Raw genomic sequence first — 6,024 nt, 5'->3', positions numbered from 1 at the left:
TATCTCGCCGAAAAGTGTCCACCATGTCTCCGCACACGTGTCCACCATGTCTCCGGTCTATACACCAAGACAAATGGGGCCGCTGTAAAAGCGGAACAGTGAATCGGCGTCACCGTCGCCAATGGATCAGCTCGCCTATATCCGGACACACGGCTCCACTGGATTGCTGGAGCTGGTGCGGCTGGAATCGGGGGCAGATCCGTTTGCATGTGAGCTGGGAGCCGGACCGAATGCACGGTGGCTTGCCTCGGCGCCGCTCCGTGGGCACACCACGGACGGCCATCCATGGCCGCGCGGCTCTCGCGGCTCCCGGTCGCTCAACCCACTCCACAAAACTGGGTCCGGCCGGGACACACATGCGTTCGGCGGCGTTTGGTCTACCGCATTTCAAGCGCAAAGCAGAACTGAAGAAAGTGGACCTCGCGACTGCGGATTTCGGGCTTCAACCCACCGTAATGGTCGGCAATTCCACCAGCGTCACGTTCTGCTCCTTGCGCGGTGCGAGGATTTCCGCTTCACCTGCAACCACCAATTCATCGTTCTGGTTGTACACGTTGGTCGCGATCCGCACCTTGAACTTCGGCAGCTTTTCGAGAATTTCCAGGCGCACGGTCAGGGTGTCACCGATCTTCACCGGCTTTTGAAAACTCATCTGCTGGCCCAGATAAATCGTGCCAGGCCCGGGCAGTTCGCAGGCGACCGCGGCGCTGATCAGTGCGCCACTGAACATGCCGTGGGCGATGCGGTCCTTGAACAGGGTCTTGGCGGCGAACTCGGCATCCAGGTGCACCGGGTTACGGTCGCCGGAGAGTTCGGCGAACAGTTGGATATGACGCTCTTCGACCGTTTTGGTGTAGCTGGCCTTCTGGCCGACTTCCAGCGCTTCGTAGGGCGTGTTGGTAACGTGAGTCATGCTGCGGTCCTGTGACTGAAGATGAAAAGTGAGAACGAGGCATTCATTCACTGCGGGGCGGGCGGGGCTCCGTCAGCGCCTCGTCGAGCCAGGCGAGTAAATCACGAGTGACTTCGTCTCGGTTGGTTTCGTTGAGGATTTCATGCCGGGCCTGTGGGTAGAGTTTCAATGTGACGTAAGGATGATCCGCACTGCGCAGGGCCTCGGCCAGATCCTTGAGACGTCGGCCTTCGCTCACCGGATCACATTCGCCGCCCATGATCAGCATCGGCAGGCGCTTGTCGATTTGCGCCAGGCTGGACGATCTGCTGATGCGTTGCAGCCCGCCCAACATGTCGATCCAGAACTGATTGGTACAACGAAAGCCGCACAGTGGGTCGCTCAGGTACCGATCGACCTCATGTGGATCACGGCTCAGCCAGTCGAAAGGCGTGCGAGCGGGTTTGAACCGCTTGTTGAATGAGCCGAAAGAGAGAAACTCGATGAATGCGCTGCGCCCCGTCGGCCCCTGACGCCAGCGTTCGAGGCGAGCAATGACCGCAGCGATACGGTACAGCGCTACCGGTTGAAAGTTCGAGCCGCTGAGCACCGCCCCCTGCAGGTTGGCGCTGTGATGCAGCAGGAAGGCCTGCGCGATGTAGCTGCCCATGCTGTGGCCGAGCAGGAACACCGGAATACCCGGATGGCGCAAGGCAATCGAGGCTCGTAGCGTGGCCAGGTCACCCACCACTTTGTTCCAGCCATCCCGATCCGCGTAATGACCCCGTATCCCTTGGCTGGCCGTGCGGCCATGACCACGTTGATCGAGGGCATACAGCGCATACCCCGCTTCGGCAAGGGCCAGGCCCAGTCGTTCATACCGCCCGCTGTGCTCGGCCATGCCGTGGGACAGCATCACCACGGCCTTGAGCTGAATCGTGGGCTGCCAGGCGTTGACGAACAGGCGGGTTCGATCAGAAGTGTCGAGCCAAAAGGCGTCGTGCGTCATGGACCTGGCCTTGTATGAATGTGTCGTTAAAAAGCGTTTGGGCGAGTACCGATCCGCAGTGTATAGCCGTTATCCAATGGCGGTCAGATCACTCGCGAGATTCACGTCGGTGATGACGCCTGCCCTGGTATTTGCCTTCTTTGCCTCAACTGCTAACGTCGGGCAATCACAAGCGTGTCACAGCGCTCTCAGGTATGAGGATAAAAACAACATGCAACCTGATTTCTGGAACGACAAGCGCCCGGAGGGCGTCCTCTCTGAAGTGGACCTGCACGCCTATCAGTCAGTGGTCGAAGTTTTCGAGCGCAACTGCAAGAAATACGCAGATCGTCCCGCCTACAGCAACATGGGCGTGACGCTCAGCTACGCCGAGCTGGAGCGGCGATCGGCGGCCTTCGCCGGGTATTTGCAGCAGCAGACCGAGCTCAAGCCGGGCGACCGCATCGCCGTGCAGATGCCCAACCTCATCCAGTACCCCATCGCAGTCTTCGGTGCCATGCGCGCCGGGCTGATCGTGGTCAACACCAACCCGCTCTACACCGCCCGTGAGATGCGCCACCAATTCAAGGATGCCGGGGTGCGGGCCTTGGTCTACCTGAATGTCTTTGGCAAAAACGTCCAGGAAGTTTTGCCCGACACCGACATTCAATACCTGATCGAAGTGAAGATGGGTGACATGCAGTCTGCCGCCAAGGGCTGGTTGATCAACACCGTCGTTGAAAAGATCAAGAAGATGGTGCCGGAGTACCATTTGCCTCAGGCCGTATCGTTCAAGAGCGTGTTGAAACTGGGCCGGGGCGACCACCTGCAGCGCGTGCCGCTGGATCTGGACGACATCGCGGTGCTGCAATACACCGGCGGCACCACGGGTTCACCGAAGGGGGCGATGCTCACCCATGGCAACCTGGTCGCCAACATGCAGCAGGTGTACGCCTGTATGTTGCAGCATGGCCCGGATGGGCTGCCGGTTTTCAGGCAGGGCAGTGAAATCATGATCGCGCCGCTGCCGATGTACCACATCTATGCCTTCACCTGTAACTGCATGTGCATGATGGTCAGCGGCAACCATAACGTCCTTATTACCAACCCTCGCGACATCGCAGGCTTCATCAAGGAGCTTAAGAAGTGGAAGTTCTCGGCGATGCTGGGGCTCAACACCCTGTTCGTGGCGCTGATGGACCACCCTGATTTCAAAACGCTGGATTTTTCCAACCTGCGGCTGACCAACTCGGGCGGCACGGCGTTGGTCAATGCCACGGCTGAGCGCTGGTTGGAACTGACGGGATGCCCCATCGTCGAGGGTTACGGCCTGACTGAAACCTCCCCGGTGGCCACGGCCAACCCCTACGGCGGCAAGTCGAAGGTCGGCACGGTGGGCATGCCGGTGCCAGGCACCAGCGCCAAGATCATCAATGACGAGGGCGAGGAGTTGCCCTTGGGCGAGCGGGGCGAGTTGTGCCTGAAAGGGCCGCAGATCATGCTCGGCTATTGGCATAAACCGGATGCGACGGCCGAAGTGATCGACAGCGAAGGCTGGCTCAAGACCGGCGATATTGCGGTGATTGACCCCGACGGGTTCATTCGAATCGTCGACCGTAAGAAAGATCTGATTATTGTGTCGGGATTCAACGTCTATCCCAACGAAATCGAGGACGTCGTCTCCCGCCATCCGAAGGTGGCCAACTGCGCGGTCATTGGGGTCGCCGATGAACGCTCAGGAGAAGCCGTGAAGCTCTTCGTGGTCCCTCGGGATTCCAGTCTCACCACCGAAGAGCTGAAAACCTACTGCAAGGAAAACTTCACGGGCTACAAGATTCCCAAGCACATCGTGCTTCGCGAGTCGTTACCCATGACGCCGGTGGGCAAGATTCTGCGGCGAGAACTGCGCGACATGGCCTGAAACGGCTATAAACAAAAACGGCGTGTTGCGAAACACGCCGTTTTTTTTGGGGCAAGGGGCAACGGTGCAGTGAAGGCAGGGCACAATTTCGACATTTAGGTTCATTGCTCTAAACGTGACTAAACATTATTCAAGAGTCATGTTCGTGACTATAGAGGCTGCTTTTGCCTCTGGTCGACCCTCGGCAAAGCTGCTACGCTCGGCCCGCTTTTTGTTCAGTCGATAGGCAGAAAGCGGTGGCTACAACCATTCCAAACACAAGAAATCATCGCTTCGAGCGGTGTGTAGAAACGCTGTCGCTGAGGAGTCGGCTTCCATGATCGAAAATTTCTGGAAGGATAAATATCCGTCTGGTATTGCTGCCGATATCAACCCGGACGAGTACCCAAATGTCCAGGCGGTATTGAAACAGTCCTGCGAGCGTTTCGCCAATAAACCTGCCTTCAGCAACCTGGGCAGGACCCTTACCTATGGCGAGCTGTACCAACTGTCCGGCGCGTTCGCGGCATACCTGCAACAGCACACCGACCTGCAGCCGGGTGATCGTATCGCGGTGCAGTTGCCCAATGTACTGCAATATCCGATTGCCGTCTTCGGCGCCATCCGCGCCGGACTGATCGTCGTCAATACCAACCCGCTGTATACCGCGCGGGAAATGGAGCACCAGTTCAACGATTCCGGCGCAAAGGCGCTGGTTTGCCTGGCGAACATGGCGCATCTGGCCGAGAAAGTCCTGCCCAAGACAGGCGTCAAACACGTCATCGTCACCGAAGTCGCCGACCTGCTGCCGCCTCTCAAGCGCCTGCTGGTCAACAGCGTCATCAAGTACGTGAAGAAAATGGTCCCACCCTATCACCTGCCCAGGGCCGTCAAATTCAATGACGTGCTGGCACAGGGGCACGGTCGGCCAGTGAACGACGCGTCGCCGAAGAGCAGCGATGTCGCGGTGCTGCAATACACCGGCGGCACCACCGGCGTGGCCAAGGGCGCGATGCTGACGCACCGCAACCTGATCGCCAATATGCTGCAGTGCAAGGCGCTGATGGGCTCCAACCTCAATGAAGGCACGGAAACGCTCATCACGCCGCTCCCGCTGTATCACATCTACGCCTTCACCTTTCACTGCATGTCGATGATGCTGATCGGTAACCACAACATTCTGATCAGCAACCCGCGCGATCTGTCAGCCATGGTCAAGGAGCTGTCGAAATGGAAGTTCACCGGCTTCGTCGGGTTGAATACCCTGTTCGTGGCGCTGTGCAATAACCCCGATTTCCGCAAGCTGGATTTTTCTACGCTCAAACTCACCCTCTCCGGCGGGATGGCGTTGCAATTGGCTGTCGCCGAGCGCTGGAAAGAGGTCACGGGTTGTTCGATCTGCGAAGGGTACGGGATGACAGAGACCAGCCCGGTCGCCACCGTCAATCCCATCCAGAAGATTCAAATGGGCACGATTGGTATTCCGGTGCCATCGACCTTGTGCAAGACCATCAACGATGCCGGCGAAGAACTGGCGCTGGGCGAAGTGGGTGAGTTGTGCGTCAAAGGCCCTCAGGTCATGAAAGGCTACTGGCAGCGTCAGGAAGCGACCGATGAAATGCTCGATGCCGAGGGATGGCTGAAGACGGGGGATATCGCGATCATTCAACCCGATGGCTACATGCGCATCGTCGACCGCAAGAAAGACATGATTCTGGTCTCCGGTTTCAATGTTTACCCGAATGAGCTCGAAGATGTGCTCGCGACCCTGCCGGGTGTCCTGCAATGTGCGGCGATTGGCGTGCCGGACGAGAAATCGGGCGAGGCCATCAAGATTTTCGTGGTGGTCAAGCCGGGCGCGACCTTGACCAAGGAGCAGGTCATGGAGCACATGCGCGGCAACGTCACAGCCTACAAGGTACCGCGCAGCGTCGAGTTCCGCGACGCGCTGCCGACCACCAACGTCGGCAAGATCCTGCGCCGCGAGCTGCGTGATGAAGAACTGAAAAAACTGGCGCTGAAGAAACCCGCCTGATCTTGCTCCACATCGACGGACCCCGCCTTCGTGTGGGGTTTGTCGTTTTCGGACATACCGCAAAACTGCTCCTGATCGTTCCCTCGCTCTGCGTGGGAACGCCGCCCTCGACGCTCCGCGTCGGTTATTCGCGGTGACGCAGAGCGTCTGGGGATGCATTCCCACGCGGAGTGTGGGAACGATCATGTGTCGTCTGCGGGTAAATCTGC

4 protein-coding genes are annotated in these 6,024 nt (G+C 58.6%); 2 read left to right on the top strand and 2 right to left on the bottom strand.

Annotated elements, in window-relative coordinates; all coding sequences use genetic code 11:
- Positions 1-442 precede the first annotated feature (442 nt).
- Both DBP26_RS08130 and DBP26_RS08125 read right to left on the bottom strand, forming a co-directional pair.
- Positions 443-913: a MaoC family dehydratase gene (locus DBP26_RS08130; protein WP_108240104.1), complete on the bottom strand. Its 471-nt coding sequence runs from the start codon at positions 911-913 to the stop codon at positions 443-445.
- Positions 914-956: 43 nt separating this feature from the next.
- Entirely contained in the window at positions 957-1,901 is a 945-nt protein-coding gene (locus DBP26_RS08125) for an alpha/beta hydrolase (protein ID WP_108240103.1), read from the bottom strand.
- Between the two features lie 211 nt (positions 1,902-2,112).
- On the opposite strand from DBP26_RS08125, the gene fadD2 reads away from it, so the two are divergent.
- Both fadD2 and fadD1 read left to right on the top strand, forming a co-directional pair.
- Entirely contained in the window at positions 2,113-3,801 is a 1,689-nt protein-coding gene (fadD2, locus tag DBP26_RS08120) for a long-chain-fatty-acid--CoA ligase FadD2 (RefSeq protein WP_108240102.1), read from the top strand.
- A gap of 316 nt (positions 3,802-4,117) precedes the next feature.
- Positions 4,118-5,815: a long-chain-fatty-acid--CoA ligase FadD1 gene (fadD1, locus tag DBP26_RS08115; protein ID WP_108240101.1), complete on the top strand. Its 1,698-nt coding sequence runs from the start codon at positions 4,118-4,120 to the stop codon at positions 5,813-5,815.
- The last annotated feature ends 209 nt before the right edge of the window (positions 5,816-6,024 follow it).

The sequence above is a fragment of the Pseudomonas sp. RIT409 genome (genome assembly GCF_003052515.2).
GTDB lineage: Bacteria > Pseudomonadota > Gammaproteobacteria > Pseudomonadales > Pseudomonadaceae > Aquipseudomonas.
Note: the sequence above shows the minus strand (reverse complement) of the source record. Positions and strands in the feature narration are given on the sequence as shown.

Coding starts and splice junctions, on each gene's coding strand:
- fadD1 (WP_108240101.1), top strand. CDS start 4,118: ATGATCGAAAATTTCTGGAAGGATAAATATCCGTCTGGTATTGCTGCC.
- fadD2 (WP_108240102.1), top strand. CDS start 2,113: ATGCAACCTGATTTCTGGAACGACAAGCGCCCGGAGGGCGTCCTCTCT.
- DBP26_RS08125 (WP_108240103.1), bottom strand. CDS start 1,901: ATGACGCACGACGCCTTTTGGCTCGACACTTCTGATCGAACCCGCCTG.
- DBP26_RS08130 (WP_108240104.1), bottom strand. CDS start 913: ATGACTCACGTTACCAACACGCCCTACGAAGCGCTGGAAGTCGGCCAG.